The 19,508-nt window shown below is 54.5% G+C and carries 15 protein-coding genes; 6 read left to right on the top strand and 9 right to left on the bottom strand.

Annotated elements, in window-relative coordinates:
• Positions 1-299: 299 nt before the first annotated feature.
• Positions 300-1,142, top strand: a complete 843-nt coding sequence (prmA, locus tag ACHZA1_RS14395; protein ID WP_320052559.1) for a 50S ribosomal protein L11 methyltransferase — start codon at positions 300-302, stop codon at positions 1,140-1,142.
• Between the two features lie 262 nt (positions 1,143-1,404).
• Here prmA and ACHZA1_RS14390 read toward each other — a convergent pair whose 3' ends face one another.
• A complete protein-coding gene (locus ACHZA1_RS14390; protein ID WP_320052558.1) occupies positions 1,405-2,580 on the bottom strand; it encodes a hypothetical protein in 1,176 nt (391 codons plus the stop codon).
• A gap of 112 nt (positions 2,581-2,692) precedes the next feature.
• Here ACHZA1_RS14390 and ACHZA1_RS14385 point away from each other — a divergent pair, with 112 nt between their 5' ends.
• Both ACHZA1_RS14385 and dinB read left to right on the top strand, forming a co-directional pair.
• Positions 2,693-3,421 carry a hypothetical protein gene (locus ACHZA1_RS14385; protein WP_320052557.1) on the top strand — a complete coding sequence of 243 codons (729 nt, stop codon included), beginning with the start codon at positions 2,693-2,695 and terminating at the stop codon, positions 3,419-3,421.
• Between the two features lie 137 nt (positions 3,422-3,558).
• Positions 3,559-4,629: a DNA polymerase IV gene (gene dinB / locus ACHZA1_RS14380; RefSeq protein WP_320052556.1), complete on the top strand. Its 1,071-nt coding sequence runs from the start codon at positions 3,559-3,561 to the stop codon at positions 4,627-4,629.
• A 45-nt stretch (positions 4,630-4,674) separates the two neighbouring features.
• Here dinB and ACHZA1_RS14375 read toward each other — a convergent pair whose 3' ends face one another.
• On the bottom strand, positions 4,675-5,805 hold the full coding sequence (locus tag ACHZA1_RS14375) for a DUF6600 domain-containing protein (RefSeq protein WP_320052555.1): 1,131 nt from the start codon (positions 5,803-5,805) through the stop codon (positions 4,675-4,677).
• 859 nt (positions 5,806-6,664) lie between these two features.
• On the opposite strand from ACHZA1_RS14375, the gene ACHZA1_RS14370 reads away from it, so the two are divergent.
• A complete protein-coding gene (locus ACHZA1_RS14370; RefSeq protein ID WP_320052554.1) occupies positions 6,665-7,423 on the top strand; it encodes a Mut7-C RNAse domain-containing protein in 759 nt (252 codons plus the stop codon).
• A 49-nt stretch (positions 7,424-7,472) separates the two neighbouring features.
• Here the strand turns inward: ACHZA1_RS14370 and ACHZA1_RS14365 are convergent, their stop codons facing one another.
• From ACHZA1_RS14365 to ACHZA1_RS14355, 3 genes are all read right to left on the bottom strand, one after another.
• A complete protein-coding gene (locus ACHZA1_RS14365) occupies positions 7,473-7,982 on the bottom strand; it encodes a nitroreductase family protein (RefSeq protein ID WP_320052553.1) in 510 nt (169 codons plus the stop codon).
• 493 nt (positions 7,983-8,475) lie between these two features.
• Positions 8,476-9,831: an MATE family efflux transporter gene (locus ACHZA1_RS14360; protein ID WP_320052552.1), complete on the bottom strand. Its 1,356-nt coding sequence runs from the start codon at positions 9,829-9,831 to the stop codon at positions 8,476-8,478.
• Between the two features lie 232 nt (positions 9,832-10,063).
• Positions 10,064-11,884 carry a LysM peptidoglycan-binding domain-containing protein gene (locus ACHZA1_RS14355; RefSeq protein ID WP_320052551.1) on the bottom strand — a complete coding sequence of 607 codons (1,821 nt, stop codon included), beginning with the start codon at positions 11,882-11,884 and terminating at the stop codon, positions 10,064-10,066.
• A 169-nt stretch (positions 11,885-12,053) separates the two neighbouring features.
• Between ACHZA1_RS14355 and ACHZA1_RS14350 the strand changes: the two genes are divergently transcribed.
• On the top strand, positions 12,054-15,014 hold the full coding sequence (locus tag ACHZA1_RS14350) for a DEAD/DEAH box helicase (RefSeq protein ID WP_320052550.1): 2,961 nt from the start codon (positions 12,054-12,056) through the stop codon (positions 15,012-15,014).
• Between the two features lie 786 nt (positions 15,015-15,800).
• On the opposite strand, the gene ACHZA1_RS14345 is transcribed toward ACHZA1_RS14350, so the two are convergent.
• Genes ACHZA1_RS14345 through ACHZA1_RS14335 form a run of 3 tightly spaced genes read right to left on the bottom strand, consistent with a single transcriptional unit; the run spans position 15,801 to position 18,146 of the window.
• Positions 15,801-16,757 (bottom strand): phosphoribosylaminoimidazolesuccinocarboxamide synthase, encoded by a 957-nt coding sequence (locus ACHZA1_RS14345; RefSeq protein WP_320052549.1) that lies wholly within the window; start codon positions 16,755-16,757, stop codon positions 15,801-15,803.
• A 17-nt stretch (positions 16,758-16,774) separates the two neighbouring features.
• Positions 16,775-17,161: a 6-carboxytetrahydropterin synthase QueD gene (queD, locus tag ACHZA1_RS14340; protein WP_320052548.1), complete on the bottom strand. Its 387-nt coding sequence runs from the start codon at positions 17,159-17,161 to the stop codon at positions 16,775-16,777.
• Positions 17,151-18,146 (bottom strand): PhoH family protein, encoded by a 996-nt coding sequence (locus ACHZA1_RS14335; RefSeq protein WP_320052547.1) that lies wholly within the window; start codon positions 18,144-18,146, stop codon positions 17,151-17,153. The genes queD and ACHZA1_RS14335 overlap by 11 nt, the downstream gene beginning before the upstream one ends.
• 195 nt (positions 18,147-18,341) lie before the next feature.
• Between ACHZA1_RS14335 and ACHZA1_RS14330 the strand changes: the two genes are divergently transcribed.
• A complete protein-coding gene (locus ACHZA1_RS14330) occupies positions 18,342-18,800 on the top strand; it encodes a hypothetical protein (protein WP_320052546.1) in 459 nt (152 codons plus the stop codon).
• Here the strand turns inward: ACHZA1_RS14330 and ACHZA1_RS14325 are convergent.
• Positions 18,738-19,268: an NUDIX domain-containing protein gene (locus tag ACHZA1_RS14325; protein ID WP_320052545.1), complete on the bottom strand. Its 531-nt coding sequence runs from the start codon at positions 19,266-19,268 to the stop codon at positions 18,738-18,740. The genes ACHZA1_RS14330 and ACHZA1_RS14325 overlap by 63 nt on opposite strands.
• Between the last annotated feature and the right edge of the window lie 240 nt (positions 19,269-19,508).

Here is a 19,508-nt window from a genome sequence, read left to right as displayed (position 1 = left end):
ACAGCACCCACCAGTAGGATTCCCGCGCCGCACAGGAGGCATCTGCGCCTATGGCTGCCCAAGCGCCAGCCAACAACGGCACCAACAAGCCTCAACGCCATAGTGGATATCGCACCTTATCCTAGGGGCGTACGCACCCGCTTCGGGGTGCATTAGGACAAGCGCAAAAGGCTCTCGGCCTGCAATAGGGCCATGCGCCAGCCATTTTCAGGAAATGGCGCGCTAAGCGCTCGGTACTTTTGGGTAATCGGAAGGCAAACCCTACCTTTGCGCCAACTTTTTACACAGTACAACTTACCATGGATTACATCGAGCTAAGGGTAAGCCTTACCCCCTACAGCCAGGAGCTGGCCGAGATTCTAGTGGCCGAGCTGGCCGAAGCCGGATTCGAGAGCTTCGACGACATCGAGAACGGCTTCAACGGCTACATTCGGGAGGATCTTTTTAATGATGATATCGCCAGCACCGTAGGGCAGATTGCCCAAGGCTTTGAGACAGCGGCAGCGGTGGCGCACACCAAGATCGTATCGCAGAACTGGAACGCCCTTTGGGAGTCGAACTTCGAGCCCATTGTGGTGGACGATGAGTGCATCCTGCTGGCGCACTTCCACCACGTGGATAAGCCCTACAAGTACCGCATCGTCATGGAGCCCAAGATGGCCTTCGGCACCGGACACCACGAAACCACCTACCTGATGGCATCGGGCATCCTTAAGCACAACTGCGAGGGGAAAACCGTGCTCGACATGGGCACCGGCACCGGCGTGCTGGGCATCCTAGCTGCCATGAGGGGGGCCAAGGAGGTTGACGCCATCGATATCGACAGCTGGTCGTATGAGAGCGCGCTGGAGAACGCCACCTTCAACGGGGTAGCCGACCGCACCAACGTCTTCTGCGGCGATGCCGCGCTGCTCACCACCCCCGAGAAGTACGACCTGGTGCTGGCCAACATCAACCGCAACATCCTCATCAACGATATGCCCACCTACTACCGCAGCATGAAGCCAGGGGCGACCATCTTCTTCAGCGGAATCCTGCTGGAGGATATCCCCTCGATCGAGGTATCGGCGGCAGCGCTTCGCCTGACAAAGGTGGGCGAGAACCGAAGGAACAAGTGGGCGTTCCTGGCCTTCCAGAAGTAGGGCTATTTCAGAAGGTAGAGGAAGGTATAGGAAGAAGCCCAAACCCTGAAAGGGCGTAGTCATAAAGCCTAGCCTGTAGGGGCTTGGCATGAATGGGCAAAGGGTCTAAGACGCTAAAGAGTAACGCCGAATAGCCTCATATAATTATAAAACAAGAGGGAGTCGCAACAGCGACTCCCTCTCTTTTCTTTTACGCCTCGAGCCGCAAGCATTGCGGCTCTACCAGCCTTCATCTATCTTCGTCTAGCTTCGTTTAACTCCTCTAGTAGTAGAACCTCACGCCGAAGCCCAGCGTAAAGTGGTTCATCCACAGCTTCTGGGTTTGCTCATCCGAAGGAGCCATCTTGTCGGTTACCTCCAGGCGGCCAAGCGCCAGCCCGCCGTTAAGGCCAACCCCAACATACTGGTGCACCTTATACTCCAAGCTCAGCCCAAGCTTCGCCCCCAGACCGCTAGCCGAGATGCTGTTCGAAACGCCGGTCTCGAAGGTATCGGAGGTAAACACCTTCTGGTCGTCGGTATACTTGAGGTACCCCCCCGAAACCGACAGGATGGACGAGAAGCGCCCCTTGAACATCAGGTTACGGGCATAGAATGCGGGGCCAACGTATAGGATGTGAATCTGATCGGACAGGTGGCGGGGGGCCGTGTTCGGATCTTCGCTGGTAATGGTTGCCGACTTCTTCGCCGACGTAAAGCTCGATACCGACACCCCAGCCCCGTAGAAGGGCGTAAAGAAGTAGCCGAGCTCGCCCGATAGGGCGGTACCCTTGGTGAGGCTCTCCTTGTAGTCCTTCTCCGAAGGAAGAACGTTGTTGTAGCTGTTGCCGAACATCTTTGCCGTACCGTAGCTTACCGCCGCGTAGTACTTCGACTTGGGGAGCATGGTCTCATCCTCCGTAAGGTAGAAGTCGTTTTCATCGGGTTCCTGCTCCATGCCCGGGGTGATGAGCTCCAGGATCGAGCGCTTGATCTCCTTCTCGGGCGATGGCTTAGTATCGGTGGAGGGGATTGGAGCGCCCTCGTACACCATTGTTACCGCCGAGTCCTTCAGCGACATCCCCTTTAGCCAGAAGCGGAAGAAGGCCGGATCCTTCTCGTTCACCCAGTAGTCCTTGTAGGAGATCACCAGCCCCTTCTTGGGGTTCGACCAACCCTTTTCCACGATCATCGGCCTGTAGCGAAGCGCCTTCAGCTCCTTGTAGAGCGAGCTATCTACCCGGTACAGCGAGGCCACCTGCTTGTCCGGCACCGCCGTAACAATGCTGCCCTCGTTCTGCAGCTGAGCGTCGGAGTAGATGTACGAGCTCCTTGATTTTTCGATGTAGACGGTATCCTTCTTACTCATCTTGTAGTTCGGATTCCTATAAACCTTAGTGGTGGTTACGCACGATACAGCCATCCCTCCCACTAGTAAGATAACAACAACCTTTCTCATTATTCCCTTAATCATTTATGGTTCTAAAGATGTCCACCTTAATTTTAATATGCAAGATGCAGAGTTAACTTTTCCTTGCTATTTTTGATGATTCATAGAATTAAGCGACAAGATGAACGTATCGAAGCTCTGCCTGCTGGTTGCCATGCCCGCCGAGGCAAAACCTTTAATCCAGCACTTCAACCTAGTACCGCAGGACGGCTACTTCGGCAAGCTGCCGCCCCTTGCCTACACCGGCCGCTACAGGAACATCGACATGCTGGTGGTGGTAAACGGCCAAGACCCACAGCACAAGGTCGATTTGGTGGGAACCCAACCCGCAACGCTGGCCGCGCAGGTGGCCATCGAGCGGTTTACCCCCGACCTAATCATCAACGCTGGAACAGCCGGGGCCTTTGCCCGCAACGGCTCGCGCATCGGCGACGTATACCTCAGCCACCAGCACTTCGTATTCCACGACCGCCGCATCCCCATCCCTGGATGGGACACCTACGGCGCTGGCCTCTACCCATCGTTCGACACCACCACCTTGGCTGCGGCGCTGGGCTACAAGCAGGGGATCGTCACCACCGGGAACTCGCTGGACATGCCCCCTATCGACGAGCAAACCATCACCCAGCTAGGCGGAGAGGTAAAGGACATGGAGGCCGCAGCCCTTGCCTGGGTCGCCTCGCTCCACGGCATTCCCTTCTTCAGCGTTAAGTCGATTACCGACCTGATGGACTCCGAGAAGACCACCCAGGAGGAGTTCCTGGAGAACCTCCACGCCGCCTCCGAGGCCCTAAAGGATGCCTGCTTCGCCATTATCGACCACATTGCCGAGGGAGGATTAGAGCGCTGATTATACTGATGGAACCAATCTACACGGATATTTACCACAAAGATCACCAAGGATGGCACAAAGGACTCTACGATTTCCCCAACTCTTTTCGTCTTGCGTCTTAAATCTTGTGTCTTGATACCTGATACTGCAACAGCATGACCACCCAGCGTAAGATAATCCACATCGACATGGATGCCTTTTTTGCCTCCATCGAGCAGCGCGACACCCCCGAGCTGCAGGGCAAGGCTATTGCCGTAGGCAGCGCATCGGAGCGCGGGGTGGTGGCCACCTGCAGCTACGAGGCGCGCAAGTTTGGCGTCCACTCGGCCATGAGCAGCGTGGTGGCCAAGCGCCTCTGCCCCGACCTAATCTTCGTCCCTCCCCACTTCGACGTGTACGAGGCGGTATCGCACCAGATCATGACCATCTTCCGCGAGTTTACCGATAAGATAGAGCCGCTCTCCATCGACGAGGCCTTCCTCGACGTTACCCAGAACCTGGTGCAGCAGACCTCGGCCACCGATATCGCCAAGCTCATAAAAAAAAGAATACTGGAGGAGACCGGGCTAACGGCTTCGGCTGGGGTATCGTTCAACAAGTTTCTGGCAAAGATTGCCTCGGACATGAATAAGCCCAACGGCATTACCGTGGTGCGCCCCGAGGAGGCGGAGGCATTCGTAGAGAGGCTACCCATCGAGAAGTTCTACGGCATCGGCAAGGTAACGGCCGATAAGATGCACCGCTACGGCATCCATACGGGCAAGGATCTTAAGGAGCGCGAGCTGCACGAGCTAACCCGCCTCTTCGGCAAGAGCGGCCTCTTCTTCTACAGCATGGCCCGCGCCATCGACGAGCGCGAGGTGAAGGGCTCGCACATCCGCAAGTCGGTGGGCGCCGAAACCACCTTCGAGAAGGACCTCACCACCAAGTTCGAGCGCATTGCCGAGCTCTACAAGATTGAGCAGGAGGTGTTCGAGCGCGTTAAGGAGGCCAACTTTAAGGGGAAGACCATCACCCTAAAGGTGAAGTTCCATAACTTCGAACAGATTACGCGCAGCAAAACCATCAACGGGTGGTTTACCAGCTTCGACAACATACACAAGTACGCCAAGGAGCTGCTGCTGCAAACCTATCTCGACGATACCAAGGTGCGCCTGCTGGGCCTCTCCATCTCCAACGCCGAGGAGGAGGGCAAGGATGGCATACAGCTGACGCTGAAATTCTAAAAAAGTAAAGCCGCACGGCCGTGCGGCTCTACAGCCCATATCAGCTTACCGCTCCTTCCGCTGCGGCTTCTCCTCGCGAGGCTGCTGGCGAACCTCCCGATTCTCCCTCTGCTGCCGCTGGTCTAAAACCTTTGTCTCCCTAGAACGATCCTTGTTGAACGTTTTCACCTCGGTTCGCTGCTGGCGGATAATGGGCTGACGCTCCTCCTTCGCCTTTGGCTGGCTTAACTGCTCCTGATGGACGTTATCGAGCGTCCTCCGCTGGTTCTCGGCCTGGGAGTTGAACTGCTTTGCCTCCTCGCTATGCCGCTGCCGCGTTTGTTCGGGAGTTTCTCGGACTACCCGCGACTGAGCTGGGTTAACCTCCCGTCCGTTAGGAATCGACCTCCGAGCATCACCCCTCGAAGGTGGCTGCTGAACGCGGGGCTGGTAGATGCGCAGCTCATCATTCCTAGGCGAGAAACCGGCCTCGCCACGCGAGCGAGCCTCCGAAACCCGGTACCGCTCCACCCGCTGGCGGGTAAACCGCTCGGCATCCTCGCGCGAAATGCTGCCATTCATGATTCGGTTGTTATCAGTATGGTAATGTGTCACATTTCGGGAGTTTCGGATGATGGTAACATTACGGGCTGGCACCTCGAGGTAGCCCCGGATATGCCTATCGCAGAAGTGCCGCTCGTTAACAAAGCACCAGGCAAAGCTGCCTATGCCCACTTCGATGTTTACCCCACCAAAGCCTCCCTGAATCGACCAGCGAACCTCCGGTGCCAGCGGCGCCCAGCCTACGTAGCCATCGCCATACCTCCAAGCGACCCACGCAGGGCCCCATTCGTAGCCGGGCACCCAAACCCATCCAAAGCTATTGTCGAAGGCCCAACGCCCGTAGTGGTATACCGCCCAGCCATAGGGAGCGTCCGACTCGTAGGTCCATCCGTAGTCGGTATACACCCAGTAGCCATCGGAGTAGGGACGCCAGCCGTAGGATAAATCCAAGGGCTGCCACACCAGCCCGTAGTGGTTGAGCTGAATCCATCGGCCGTAGGGCGCTAAATCGTCGTAAAACTGGTTCTGCGAAATGCTCTCGTAGGGCTGTGGCGGAGAAGCAACCGTCATCGCTGTACACGAAATACCCAAGGACCCGATGAGCAGCACAACAAGCAACGCTCCTTTCTTCATATTCTATGATTTTAGTAGTCGGTAAAGAATCCTCGTACAAATTACAGCGACGGAGTGGCGGTGTAAATAGCCCAAATCAGAATATAACAGTTCTAAGCACTAACTAAGAGTAGGCCGCCCCCTGCACAACCCCATCGACCCAGTTCCGAACCTCAACGGATACGTTGCATAACCCCGTCGGATACGTTATACAACCACTCCAGATACGTTATACAACCCCAACGGATACGTTCCGAACCGCCTCAGATACGTTATACAACCACTCTGGATACGTTGCATAACCCCAACGGATACGTCCATCGACGCGCCGACCCGGTCCTGAACCCCGTCGGATACGTTGCACAACCACTCCAGATACGTTGTACAACCCCAACGGACACGTTCCGAACCGCCTCAGATACGTTATACAACCACTCCGGATACGTTGCATAACCCCAACGGATACGTCCATCGACGCGCCGACCCGGTCCTGAACCCCGTCGGATACGTTGCACAACCACTCCAGATACGTTGTACAACCCCAACGGATACGTCCCGAACCGCCTCGGATACGTTATACAACCACTCCGGATACGTTGCATAACCCCGACGGATACGTCCATCGACGCGCCGACCCGGTTCTGAACCCCAACGACCCGGTCCTGAACCCCGTCGGATACGTTGCACAACCACTCCCGACACGTTATACAACCCCAACGGATACGTCCCGAACCGCCTCGGATACGTTATATAACCACTCCGGATACGTTGCACAACCCAGTCGAAGCGGCTTATTACCCATCGAGAAGCTCTAAAATCTCCTAATTCTAGCAGCTTTGCCATGCGCGTGCCCTACCTTTAGTAGGAAAAACGAGGCCCCATGTACCGCAAGCAGGCCACATTCCGATTCTACGAGGAACTGAACGACTTCCTTCCGTCCGCGAAGGTGAAGGTGGCGTTTGCCTATTCCTTCAACGGCAGCCCATCGGTAAAGGATGCCGTAGAGGCCCTTGGCGTACCGCATGTGGAGGTGGATCTGATTCTGGTAAACGGGCAGTCGGCCGATTTTGCCTACCGGCTTCAGCATGGCGACTACGTATCGGTGTACCCCACCTTCGAAACGCTGGACATCTCAGGCATCACCCGCCTACGCGAAAAGCCGCTGCGCCACACCAAGCTCATCCTAGATGTACACCTAGGCAAGCTGGCCAGATACCTGCGGATGCTCGGCTTCGACACCCTTTACCGCAACGACTACAGCGATGCGGAGATCGTCCGCCTTGCGGTTGCCGAGCGCCGCATCATCCTCACCCGCGACGTGGGGCTGCTCATGGCAAAGGCGGTAACGCACGGCTACTGGGTGCGCAGCCAAAAGCCACAGGAGCAGGTACGGGAGGTTATGGGCCGCTTCGACCTCTACCGCCAGATCAATCCCTTTTGCCGGTGCATCCGCTGCAACGGCATGCTCGCGGAGGTACCCAAAGCGAGCATCCTCGATCGGCTTGAGCCGCTAACCAGGAGGTGCTACAGCCAATTCTACCAGTGCAGCGGCTGCGGCAACATCTACTGGGAGGGTACGCACTACGAGCGCATGCGCGACTTTATTTGCAACTTGAAGGGGGACATAAAACAGCAATAGCCAAAAAGGATCGTCCTCTTTGGCTATTGTTGTATCTGTATTTGCCGAGCTACAACTGCTCCACGATATCCACCATACTCTTCCGGCTGCCCTTTTTCTCAGCGGTACCTGCGGGATACCCCAGCGGAATTATGGCAACTGGGATAAGGTTTTCGGGCAGCTTCAGCTCCTGCTGGCACAGCGCAGCATCGAAGTTGCACACCCAGCAGGTGCCCAGCCCCTGCTCGGCAGCGGCAAGACAGATATGCTCCACGGCAATGGCCACATCGATATCCATATGATCCTTCCCGTCGTTCCCCCGCTTCCACGATTGGCTGGCATCGCCACAAGCTAGGATGTAGAGCGGTGCCGATGTAAACCACTCGCGGTTGTAGCACCGCTGCAGCACCTGCCTTGCCTCGGCGGCGCTGGCAACAAAGAATCGCCAAGGCTGATAGTTTACCGCCGATGGCGCCAAACGGGCGCACTCGAGCACGTACTCCAGCTTTTCGGGTTCTACCGCCCTCCCCGAGAAAGCGCGAACGGAGCTCCGTTGCTTTACCAATTCCAGAAAGCTCATCTTATAAGGGTTTAAATCAGGGATTTCGCTTTTAAAATAACTGAAGTTAGACGAAGCTACATGGAGTTAAAAGAATGGCTTGCGCCAGCCTTAGAACCCCATGTTTTCGATTATAATATGGCAATAGTTGAGCGTAAGCCCTTCTTTTAACTTCGTCTATCTTCATCTAACTTCGTTTAACTTCTAATCAAGGCAACCTCGAAAATTAAAAGCGATATCCCTGGGGTTTAAATGGTTCATCCAAATTAAGTAACAAATTACGCATGACGATAGCGTATCACCCCAAGGATTTTGCTTTTTAGGATTTACCCAGCGTTGATTGTAGGTTTTATCAGTAAATATTGGGGTAAAATGCATTTTTTATGTTTATTCCGAGACGCGAGCATCGCGTCTCTACCAGCCAGAATCAGCGTTGCAGGAGTAGAGACGCATTGCATGCGTATCGGTGTATTGAAGGAATTAGGTTAAGTTAAATTCCTTCGTATCCACCCTGCTACTCGCCTTTCTGGCTCAGCAGCCTAAGCCGATGCAGCACGTAGATAAACATGATCGGTAGCAGAATTCCCTTGCAGATGCTCGATATGGATATCGCCCACCACACCCCCGAGAGCTGCAGCGAGGTAGCCGTTAGCGCCAGCGCCAGCGGAATACGCGCCCCCGTTAGCGTTATCCCTAAGATGGAAGGGGGTAGCGTTCGTCCAATACCGGTAAAGGCCCCCGAAGAGGTAATCTCGAACACCATTAGCAGCTGCGAGAAGCCGAGAATTCGTAGGTAGATGGCTCCCTCCTTGATAGCTTCCGGCTCTGGAACAAAGAGCCCGAAGATCTCGCCGCCGAAGAAGATGAAGAGCCCTCCGATCAGCGCTCCCCAAATCGCCATTACCCCCATGGTGTTGAAGTAGGCATGCCGTATACGCCCATGCATCTTAGCGCCGTAGTTCTGCCCCACAAAGGCGCTCAACGCCGTGGAGAACCCCTGTGCGGTATTCCACGAGATAGCCTCAATCTGCGCGCCCACGCTTTGCGCCGTAACCCCCAGATAGCCCCACTCGGCGGCAATTCGCGCCAGGTTCATCGAGAAGAAGGCAAAGAGCGAGTTCTGCAAGCTCGCCGGGAAGCCACGCTTCAGCACCATCTTCACGAAGTACCACTGCGGCATAACCAGTATTCTGAAGTGCTTAAACAGCCTGCGTGGACCCGTAATCTCATAGATAAAGATGAAGGTTACCACCCCCTGCGATAGCGTAGTTGCCAGAGCAGCCCCCGCTACCCCCATCTTAGGGAACCCAATCCCAAAAATCAGGAATGGGTCGAGCGCCATATTCGTAAAAAGCCCGATTAGGTTGATGAAGAACGGCACCTTGCTCTGCCCCGTAGCGTTGTAGATGCTCGTAAAGGTTGCGTTGAGCAGGATAAACGGAGCGCTAAAGGCGATGATGCGCAGGAAGGTTACCCCTTCATGCGTAATCGGTGCGCTTAGCCCAAAGAAGCCTATAAGCGAGGGGGCGGCAGTAAAAAGAAACACCCCGTAAACCAGCGCAAGCGCAAGCGCTACCGTTAGGCTGGTTGATGCAAACGTGCGCGCCTTATCAATTAACCCTGCCCCAATTGACTGCGATACGCCTACCTCTGCCCCAATTTTGGTGTTTAGCGCAAGGGCGTTGCCCAGCCATACAAAAAAGCTGGCGGCACCAGCTGCTGCCACGGCAGCGCTACCCAAGCGCCCTAGCCAGGCAATATCCACCATGGTGTATGTCATCTGGATAAAGGAGGTTCCCATAATAGGAAGCGCCAGCTTTACCAGCGGAGACATAATTGGACCTTTCGTAAAATCTTTAATTCGATTCAAAACGATTCCTTCTATTTAGTATTAACATTAAAAAATTCACAGCCAAAGCACCCCAAACCTCGGCAGCAGCGCGCAGCGCTCCCAGGTATAGGGTTAGCGTTAGACATCATCATTGTAGTAAACTTGCACCATCGACGGAATAAAATCTCCTCCCCGGCAGCAAATGCCGTAAGACAAAGAGCCCGAGCTGTTGGTAATCGGCTCGGGCAAATATTCTAGTGCTACGAATTGGCTACTTCAACCTTACCACCTTATACCCTTCGACATGCTTTATTAGGGCGGCATCGGTATTCATATATCCCCCGTCTCCCTCTTTTACGAATCGGAATGGGGTATGAACGTTCTTGCTGCTGAGCTTAGGAAGGCTGTCGACGAAATCGGGACCAAGCTTCCTCATCGCATCTATAAAGAAGTAGGCAACATCGAACCCACGGAAGGCGTAGTTGTTCGGATCGGCCTTGTAGTAGTTCCTAAAGCTGCGAACAAACGATTTGGCACTTTCCTGATTATAGTCTACGTAGTTCTGCACGTACATCTGCACGTTCGATCCGTGCAGGTAGGCAATATCAATGCTGTTAAACTTAAGCCACTTTTGCGTTCCTAAAACCTCCACATCGTACCCCTTAGAGGCCGTGGTTAGGTTTTGAAGGAAGTCGAGCACAAACACCTCGTTGTTCGAAAGCACCACAAAGCGGGTTTTCTTCCCCTCAGCCAGTTTACCTCTCAGCGCCTCACGCTGCGAAGCGGCATTATTTCCCTGACGGTAGCTCAGTTCGGGCAACTTCTCCTTTAGCATGGCTTTAAATTCTTTTACCAGCTTAGCATCCGAGCCATCCGAAGGCACAACAAGAATGGTTTTGCCTTCACCCTTTTTGGCATACTCAACCGATAGCTTGGCTAGCACATCCGCTTCTGATGCAATTTGGATCAGGTAATCGTTATTCTTGACTAACGGTTCGGTGTTGGCTAGCGGCGATACCATTGGAATTCGATGGCTTTGGGCGTACTTGGCTATCGTTGGAATGGCTTCGGGATACACTGGACCAATAATTAGGTTCGCCTCCTTTAGGGCTGGATTCTTTAGCGCCTGAGCAACTGCGCTGGGATCCTTGTCCGATTTGGTGTCGATCACGGTGAGGTTTACCGACACCCCCTTATTCTTGAGCGAGTCTATGGCAACTAATGTGCCCTCGTAGTACTGCATCATATCATCGAATCGGCGAGAGGCGGCGCCTTTACCCAGCGAATCCAGCCCCACATGGGCACCACCAAAGGGCAGCATCATCACCACATTAAAAACGGTAGTCGATTTATACGCATAGGGCTCCTTGCTGACCGCCGATTTTTCGGGTACGCTTTGCGCTGCCGCCACACCCTTGTCCTGCTTTGTTGGGATAGCCAGCACCTGCCCCACCTTCAGCCCTTCGGCTTTAAGGAATGGGTTGTTGCCCACCAACTCGTCAATGGTGATGCCGTACTTCTTGGAGATAGAGGTCAACGTCTCCTTGGGAAGCACCTCGTGGCTTACCAGCTTCACCGGCGAGGCGGCTGCCACCTGCGTTTCGTTGAGAGAGGCAATTAGCTCCTTCTTATGCTGCTTTATGGCATCCCTATCCGTGGAGATGAACAGGCTTTGGTTTTCCTTTACGTTGAAATCCATCAGCTGGTTGATCTCGGCAAGCCTTTCGGTAGGAATGCTGTACTCCTTGGCGATGCTGTAGAGCGTTTCGCCCTTCTTTACGATGTGAAAGGTTCCCTTATTCTTGTTGGGGTTCTTCAGATCCTGCACCACCGGAATCTTGATGGTGTTGCCAACCTTTACCCCCTGGCTGAGTTCGGGGTTGCTCTCGAGGATGGCCTCCTGCGCAATCTGATAGGCTCGGGCAATGTTGTAGAGCGTTTCGCCCGTCCTAACGGTGTGGATATAGTAGAGCTTACCAGAAATCTTAACCTTATCCTTCACAACCTTAACCTGAGCCGAATCGGTTTGCCCAGCTACCGGAGCGTTGATCAAGAAGGCATTAATCAACAAAAATGTAAAAAAGTATCTCATATTACGCATAAATGTAGAGAGCTACAAAACTATAAAAGTATAGCCGAATATGGAAGGGTTACCAATGGTTACCGCAAATAAATGCTAAAACCACGCCCAGCGCCAAAAGAGCGAGCAATCCGCATTTGGTTTTTTCCGTATGTTTGCCTGCTTAAAGGAGTACCAAGAAATGTCACCACTAAACACCGATTCCTCCAATGGCTTCATTGTTGTCCTCACTCACCATAGAGTTTTGGGGAACATCTTCACCCCTATTCTTGTAAAGACCATTGCGGATAAGATATACACCATCGCCGAGAACCTGCACGGCAAGAAGCCCGAAAACTTCGATCTAAACAGCACGGAGCAGGAGATCCTGAAGCTTTGCAACGAGTACTCCGAAAAGGTCCTAGCCAACAAGTTTGCCAAGACGCAAAACACCAAGGAGTTTATCGAAAAGATGGAGGTGGCCAAGTTCGACGAGCATATCCGCCCCTACATCGAGCTGCGGATGGGCAAGGTGGCCAACCTGCTGGCCGCGAACCAGAAGATCAACCTTTACGTTAAGGATAAGAAGTACAACAACGTTTACGAGGATAACCGGATAGCGGTGGAGCCCCACGTGGCAACCCCCATCTTCAACTTTGCCCTTTCGGTGGATGGGCTAAAGTACCATATTGACGCGCAGGCTGGCGACAGGAGCATCTCACTTACCAGCCAGCACGTGGAGGCGATTGCCAACACGCCCGCGCTGATCCTGGTAAACAGCACCCTCTACCGCTTCGAGGGCATCGACAGCAAGAAGCTGACGCCGTTCTTCACCAAGCCGTTTATCACCATCGGCACAGCCACCGTGCGCAAGTACATGGAGTCGTTCGTGCTCAACGCCATCAAGAGCCAGGTGGTAAGGGCAAGCGGGTTTGATATCGTGGAGCCGAAGGTTACCGCTAAGCCGGTGCTGACGCTGGAGAAGGGGCTCGACGGACGGGCAACCCTCTCGCTCAAGTTCAGCTACGAGAACCGCGACTTCTACTCGGGCTCGAAAACCGAGCCGCTGGTAACCTTCCGCGCCGACCAAAAGCGCTTCGTGTTTACCAAGTACGAGCGGGATAGCAAAACGGAATCCCGCATCGAGAAGAAGCTGAGCGGCATTGGGCTGATGCACTACACCGGCGCCTCCTACATCATCCCAAAAAACGAGGAGATGGAGCCCGAGCACTCGATGTACAAAACTGTGGAGTGGCTCAACGAGCATGCGCAAGCGCTCGCCGACTTAGGCATCCAGGTTGGGCAGAAGATCGATGGGCCGCAGCTGCACCTCGGCAGCTGCACCTCGCTACTCATGGCGCAAAGCGATGCTTCGGGCTTCATCGTAAAGGGTGGAATTCGCTTTGGGAGCGACTTTGTATCGCTCCATCAGATTCGGAAATGCGTAATTAAGGGCCAAAAGCTGGTAGACTTGGATAGCGGCCGGCAGGCCATCATCCCCCAGCACTGGTTTAGGGAGCACCGCCAGCTGCTGGTGTTCGGGAGGGAGACTGACGGCTACCTGCACCTCCAGAAGCAGCACTTCTCGCTAGTAGAAGGACTTGAAGGTATCGATCCATCGGAGATAGAATCGCTGAAGCAGTACTCCGAGTCGAACCTGGTGCAGTCGGCCAATACGGTGAAGGGGGTGAACGCCACCCTGCGCGACTACCAGAAGCTGGGTGTGGCCTGGCTAAAGTACCTCCACATGAACGGCTTTGGCGGCTGCCTTGCCGACGATATGGGTTTGGGAAAGACGCTCCAAACCATATCGCTACTCCAGCACTGCAAGGACAGCTTTACCTACGAGCGCGAGGCATCGGTAAAGCCGGCCGTGCCGCTCGACCTGTTTAGCGCCATAGAGGTCGCCAACGAGGAGCCCACCACCACCAGCCATCCGGTGAGCCTGATCGTGCTGCCCACCTCGCTGGTGCACAACTGGCGCAACGAGCTGCGCAAGTTTGCCCCAGCCATCAAAATATACGAGCATACGGGGTCGTCGAGGGCCAAGAGCCCATCGGCATTTGCGCCCTACGATGTGGTGATCACCACCTACGGAACGATTCGCAACGACATCGACATGATCGCCAAGTTCAAGTTCTTCTACCTGATCCTCGACGAAAGCCAGACGATAAAAAACCCCGACTCGGCCACCTACAAGGCCTGCATGCAGGTAAAATCGATGTACCGGCTATCGCTTTCGGGCACGCCCATCGAGAACGGACTCACCGACCTGTGGGCGCAGATGAACTTCCTGAATAAGGGGCTGCTGGGCAACCTGTCGCTCTTTAAGGAGCAGTACGTTATCCCCATCGAGAAGTACAACCACCAGGGCCGCCAGGAGAAGCTGAAAAACCTCATCGAGCCCTTCATCCTTCGCCGCACGAAGGAGAAGGTGGCCGCAGAGCTGCCCGCGGTTACCGAGCTGGAGATTTTCTGCGAGATGACCGACCAGCAGCGCGACCTCTACGAGGAGGAGAAGCGCCTGGCCCGCGAACGGATGCTGGCCGAGCTGAAGGAGGGTAACCACAAGCGCTCGCGCTTCGTGTTCCTGCAGCTGCTCACCAAGCTGCGCCAGCTGGCCAACCACCCCGCGCTGGCCGGATTCGAGGGCTACAACGAGTCGGGCAAGTTCGAGGAGATCACCCGCAACATCGAAAGCGTGATCAACGAGGGCCACAAGGTGCTCGTATTCTCCTCGTTCGTGCAGCACCTGAACCTGGTGGCCAACTACCTGGACGATGCCGGCATCGAGTACAACATGCTCACCGGGAGCACCACCAACCGCCAGCAGGTGGTGGACGAGTTCAAACGGAAGGAGGCCGTTAAGGTATTCCTGATCTCGCTAAAGGCGGGCGGCGTGGGGCTCAACCTCACCGAGGCCGACTACGTCTTCATCATCGACCCCTGGTGGAACCCCGCCGCCGAAAACCAGGCCATCAGCCGATCGCACCGCATTGGGCAGGAGAATAAGGTCTTCGCCTACCGCTTCATCACCACCGACTCCATCGAGGAGCGCATCATGGACCTGCAGCGGCAGAAGTCGGAGCTGGCCGACATCTTCGTCAACTCCAACAACCCCCTCAGCAAGATTTCGGAGGATATCCTGCTGCAGCTCTTCTAGCATTCGGGGTGCCGTAGGTTTGCAGAAGGCTACCTACTGAGTAGGTAGGGCAGCGCAAATTTGCGGGAGGCTAACTACTCAGTAGACAGGGCTGCGCAAGTTTGCAGAAGGCTATCTACTCAGTAGGTAGGGCTGCGCAAGTTTGTGGAAGGCTATCTACTCAGTAGGAAGGGCTCAGCAAGTTTGCTGAAGGTTATCTACTCAGTAGGAAGGGCTCATCAAGTTTGCGGAAGGCTAACTACTCAGTAGGCAGGGCAGCGCAAGTTTGCGGGAGGTTATCTACTCAGTAGGTAGGCTGGCGCAAGTTTGCAGAAGACTATCTACTCAGTAGGCAGGGCGCCGCAAAAATGTTGAGTCCTAAACTTTCGAATAGTAGAGCAGCGCAGGTTTGCGGAGACCTAACGTCAGGCGTTTTTGCCCCTTAAAATTTACGGTAACCCCACCCCAAAAAGCCGAAACGTTAGCTTGCTCCTGCCCAGCAGCCGTCCTCCTCGCCTACACCCTACCGGTACAAGCGGCAACGCTACAGGCGCTCCAGCGCCTATCGGTAGGCCTAAAGCCGCTTTCCAGCAGCCTGCTACAATCCGCGAACGTCAATTTCTAAAAATATCGAGCTAAATAAGATGTATTACTATAAAATATCATTTTCGTGTATATCTTTGCACGCGAAGAAACCCAGTTATATGACAGGACACATTTAGCACATTAACCTAACAATGAAAAAGTAGTCTTATAAAAATAAAAGCCGCAGGGAATGCGGCTTTTATTTTTTACGGCGGGCGGGTACTACAGCAGCCTCTTCAGGAAGTTGTTTACGTTACCCTCGATACGGCTTTCCAGCCCCTCTTCGTCGGTTCCCTTAACGAAGGGTTCGCCCACAATATTTTCGTATAGCTCGATGTACCTCTCCGATACCGAAGCCACAAACGCATCGGTCATCTCGGGCACCTGCTGCCCGGCCTTGCCCATGAACCCGTGCTCCATCAGCCACTCGCGGACGAACTCCTTGGAGAGCTGCTTCTGGGGCTCACCCTTCTCGAAGCGCTCCTGATAGCCTTCGGCGTAGAAGTAGCGCGATGAATCAGGGGTATGCACCTCGTCGATCAGGTAGATTTGGCCATCCTTCTTGCCGAACTCGTACTTGGTATCCACCAGGATAAGGCCACGCTGAGCGGCAATCTCGGTACCGCGGTTAAAAATGGCAATGGCGTACTGCTCGAGCTGCTCGTACTCCTCCTTCGACACCAACCCCTTGGCGATAATCTCCGCCTTCGAGATGTTGGCGTCGTGCTCGCCGATTTCGGCCTTAGTGGTAGGCGTTACCAGCGGTTCAGGAAACTTCTGGTTCTCCACCATACCCTCGGGTAGCTCTATGCCGCAAAGCATTCTATCGCCGGCCTTGTAGTCGCGCCAGGCGCTACCGCAGAGGTACCCGCGAACGATCATCTCAACAGGATAAGTCTCGCACTTGATGCCAACGGTAACCATTGGATCGGGCGTAGCCACCTTCCAGTTGGGGACGATATCCGAAGTGGCATCCAAAAACTTCGCCGCAATCTGGTTTAGGACCTGCCCCTTAAAGGGAATTCCCTTAGGTAGGACTACATCGAACGCCGAGATACGGTCGGACACCACCATCACCATATACTCGTCGTTGATGGTGTACACATCGCGAACCTTGCCCTTATACACGCTGGTTTGCGCTGGAAAGGTAAAATCGGTAGTAACAAGTGCTTTTGCCATTTCTATGCTGTTATAGATTAAATTTCAACATCGCTGCGCCTCAGCTCGGCGTAGCTGGTCGCCGTCTCCCAGAGTTTCACGGCCTCCAGGACGCAGGGCTGCCCCTCGAAGCAGCCGTCGATCTGCTCGAAGATCCACACCACCATGTTTTCGCTGGTAGGGTTAAAGTCGAACACCTCGTTCAGGTACTTGTGGTCGAGCTGGCTGATCACCCTTTCGGTAACCACCTTCTTGAGGATGGAAAAGTCGAACACCATGCCGCTCTCGCCCATCTCGCCCTTAACGGTAACCTCCAGCTTGTAGGTGTGGCCGTGCAGCTGGCGGCACTTGCCCGCGTAGTCCTCCAGCTGGTGGGCGCTATCGAAGCTGAAGATCTTGGTAATTCTTATCGACTTAGCTTTCACCGCGCTCCTCCTCCCTTCTCAGGCGGCGCTGCTCCTCCTCGTGCTCGATCTCGGCCTCGAAGGCATTGACGATGTACTTTACTAAAGGATGCCGAACGATGTCGCGCGTATCGAACTCGATTACGCCAATATTCTTTACTGATTTCAGGATTTTGATGCCACGGGCAAGCCCCGAATCCGACTTGCGGGGGAGGTCCACCTGGGTGATGTCGCCCGTTACGATGAACTTGGCGTTGCGCCCCATGCGGGTGAGGAACATCTTGAGCTGGGTGAAGGTGGTGTTCTGCGCCTCGTCGAGAATCACGAAGGCGTTATCGAGCGTTCTACCGCGCATGTAGGCCAGCGGGGCAATCTGCACCGTGCCATCCTCCATGTAGGTGGTGAGCTTTCGCTGGGGGATCATATCGTTGAGGGCATCGTAGAGCGGCTGCAGGTAGGGGTCGAGCTTCTCCTTCATATCCCCGGGGAGGAAGCCCAGCTTCTCGCCGGCCTCTACCGCCGGACGGGTAAGGATGATGCGCTTCACCTCCTTGTTCTTGAGCGCCCGAACCGCCAGGGCAATGGCCGTGTAGGTTTTGCCCGAACCAGCAGGGCCAACGGCAAAGAGCAGGTCGTTCTTGTCGTAAAGGTCCACCAGCCGCTTTTGGTTGATGGTTCGCGCCTTAATCATCCGGCCGTTGTTGCCGTACACCAGCACGTCACCGTCGATGGTTTCGGCAATACCCAGCTCCTGATCCTCAAAAATCTGCTCGATTAGGGTTTCGTTGATGCGCTGGTACTTGGAGTAGACGTCGATGAGCGTCATCAGCTTATCCTCAAAGCGCTCGATCTCCATCTCTTCACCAAAAACTTTGATGCTGTTGCCGCGGGCCACGACCTTTATTTTGGGGAAATAGCCAATTATCTTGTTGTAGTAGCTGTTGGCAGGCCCGTAGAGCTCTACGGTATCAACGCCTTCTACCAGAATGAGTTTTTCTATGGTCATGTACTGAAAAGTACGAGGTTTGTAATGGCTCAAAGTTAATAATTCGGAAAGCATTCGCCGGGGCCATACAGTTTAATTGTTTTAATTCTAAGGGCAGTAGCAAACTTTATCGCGCTTGCCCGGCCTCGACGGTTGATATCCTCGCCTCCCCCACCATATATTTGCGCTACCAATGCACCCTTAACCTGTTTTACGATGAACGGCAACCTGCTAAAAAAGATGAAGATCAAGGAGGGCATGGTGGGGCGAATACTTAACACCCCTCCAGAATTCGAGGAGCTCGAGGAGTACCTTCAGGAAAATGGATACATCGCCTCTGGGAATGAGGCCGACTTTACCCTCTGCTTCGTCACCAACGAGGATGCGCTGCTGAGCAGCATCCCCTACATCTACGAGCTGAACTTCGACGGCCTGCTCTGGATGATCTTCCCCAAGAAGAGCTCCAAGATTCAGTCCTCCATCAGCAGGGAGGTTGGCTGGGAGCCGCTACACGAGATCGGCTACAAGGAAATAGCCATTGCCAGCGTTGATGAGAATTGGGCTGCGCTCCGCTTCCGAAGCACCAGCCTCATCAAATCGTCAAAAAGGAGGCTAAAGCTGCTCTATAAAATCGCGAACCATCGTCCGGATAGACTTGATCCCAATATCCTCTAGCTTAACATCCTGAAGGTAGAACCACTCAACCCCACAAACATCGTCGGCAGGCTTTATTACGGAGTAGTCGCGGAGGGTACACATAAAGGCGGCATCGTTGGTAAAAACGGTAAGCCCGCTATACTCGTACCTGTTGGGGTAGCTCCTGACGTACCGATACTCCAAAACCTCGGCGCCCAGCTCCTCCTTAATTTCCCGGGCAAGCGCCTCCTCCGACGACTCGTCGACGCTCACAAATCCGCCAGGAAGGTCGAGCGTGCCCTTGCACGGGTCAATCGCCCTACGGGTTAGCAGCAGCCGCCCCTCATCGTCCAGTATGATTGCCGCCACCGACGATGCCGCGTTGTAGTATAAGCGGAAGCCGCAAGCTTCGCACTGAAGCGAATTGTCGTTTTGCGGTGCAAAATGGTTTGAACCACACTTTGGACAAAACTTAAGTACCTGACGAGGATGTGTTGATAGATGCATGCCTACTTTTATTTGCTGCAAAAATAGCAATTACCCGCTACTAACCTGCCGATTTATGCCCAAAACACCCCCGCCCCCTGCTGGCGCCACCGATGCGCTAGTCGCGGAGCCTCGATATTTTGGTCCTGTAGCGGTTGGTTGGGGTGCGGCAGCGCACACTTGGGGTGCTTGGACCCGATCAATAGGTCCGAAGGCGAAGTCTTTCGCCGATTTACCGAATCGTTTAGGTCTACCATCGCG

The sequence above is a fragment of the uncultured Acetobacteroides sp. genome (assembly GCF_963667355.2).
Lineage (GTDB): Bacteria > Bacteroidota > Bacteroidia > Bacteroidales > ZOR0009 > Acetobacteroides.
The sequence above is the reverse complement of the archived record's forward strand: the minus strand, read 5'-3'. Positions and strand labels throughout refer to the sequence as shown.